The sequence below is a fragment of the Amycolatopsis sp. SID8362 genome, from assembly GCF_010550475.1.
Taxonomy (GTDB): domain Bacteria; phylum Actinomycetota; class Actinomycetes; order Mycobacteriales; family Pseudonocardiaceae; genus Amycolatopsis; species Amycolatopsis eburnea.
Map to the genome: position 1 here is coordinate 1 of NZ_JAAGNB010001237.1, position 1,599 is coordinate 1,599.

A 1,599-nucleotide genomic window follows, 5' to 3' on the forward strand; every position below is an offset into this window, starting at 1 on the left:
CCGCCAGGAACAGCCGGTCCACCGGGGTGTCCGCGCGGCCCGTGCCCGGCACCGGGCGGAAGAACAGCTGCTGGTGGATCGCCGTGGTCCCGGCGTTGATCGCGCCGCCCACCAGCCCCGGGTTGTGCCCCGCCAGCTCGGCGGGCCCCTGCACGTACCGCGCCTTGATCAGCCCGGTGAACCCCGGCGCGTTGGCCTCGACCGTCTCCTCGATCCGCTTCACCCGCCGCTCCAGCGCCGCGCGGTTTTCCATCGTCCCGCGCGGGACGTGCGTGTACGCCCACGCCGCCTCGGTCCCCGACGGCGAACGCGTCGGGTCGGTCGTGGTCATCTGGCCCAGCAGCAGGAACGGACGCCGCGGGGTGCGGCCCCTGGCGAGTTCGCCGCCGAACGCCGCGAGCCCGTCGAGGTCGGTGCCGAGGTGGACGGTGCCCGCGCCCCGGGCGGCTTCGGCCGTCCACGGGATGGGGCCGGACAGCGCCCAGTCCACTTTGACCGTCCCGCTGTCCCATTCGAACTTCCCGAGGTCCTCGACCAGCCGGGCCGGCAGCCGGTCCTCGCCGACCAGCTCCCGGTACAGCACCGGCGCCGGCACGTCGGCGAGCACGGCCTTGCGCGCCCGGACCGGGTCGCCATCGGCGTCCCGCACGCCCAGCGCGCGCCCGCCGCCGACGAGGACCTCGCGCACCGGACGTCCACAATGGACTTGCCCACCCCGGGACTCCAGCCGCCGGACCAGCGCCGCGATCAGTTCGCCCGCACCGCCTTCGGGCACCGGGTAACCCTCGTCCTGCCCGATCATCGCGAGCAGCCAGCCGAACACCGCGCTGCCCGCGTTGTCGACGGACAGGTCGCTGTGCGCGGCGTTTCCCGCCACGAGCAGCTTCGCGCCCTCGCCGGCGAACAGCTCGTCCCCGAACCGGCGGGCCGGCAGCGTCAGCATCCGCGCCAGCCGCAGCGCGTCCCCGGTTCCGGTGCGGCGCAACAGCTTCAGCGCCGGACGGACCGGCGGGAACGGCGTGAACAACGCGTTCAGCAGCGGTTCGCGGATTTCCCGCCACTGCTCGTGCAGCGCGCGCCACGCGTCGCCGTCGCCAGGGGCGAACTCGTCGGCCGACGCGGCCGTGCGGTCGACGTCGCGGGACAGCACCGCGCACCGGTCGTCGGGCAGCACGTGCGCGAGGACGTCGGGGGCGTGCCGCCAGCGCAGGCCGTGCTCGGCCAGCCGCAGGCCCTTGATGACCGGCGACACCGCCGAGAGCGGGTAGAACGCGCTGAACAGGTCGTTGCGGAACCCCGGTTCGGTGACCTCGGCCGTCCGGACCGAACCGCCGGGGTGTTCGGTCGCCTCCAGCACGAGGACCGACCAGCCGGCGTCGGCCAGGACGTTCGCCGCCACCAGCCCGTTGTGCCCGGCGCCGATCACCACGGCGTCGAAGGCTTCCGTGCTCACTGGCCCTCCTGCTGTTCAGGCTTGCGACTGGTGGCTCGGCCCGGCCCGGGTGAGCGAGCGGAGCCGGGCCAGTACCCCGGAGCCGCGCGGCGGCGCCAGTGCCGGGCTCGCCGCCCCCGCCCCCGAGCGCAGCCCGGCGACCAGTT

1 protein-coding gene is annotated in these 1,599 nt (G+C 75.1%); it reads right to left on the reverse strand.

Annotated features, from left to right (window positions below; all coding sequences use genetic code 11):
* A partial coding sequence (locus G3I65_RS38500; RefSeq protein ID WP_160700454.1) for an NAD(P)/FAD-dependent oxidoreductase occupies positions 1-1,453 on the reverse strand: 1,453 nt, incomplete at its 3' end.
* Positions 1,454-1,599 lie beyond the last annotated feature (146 nt).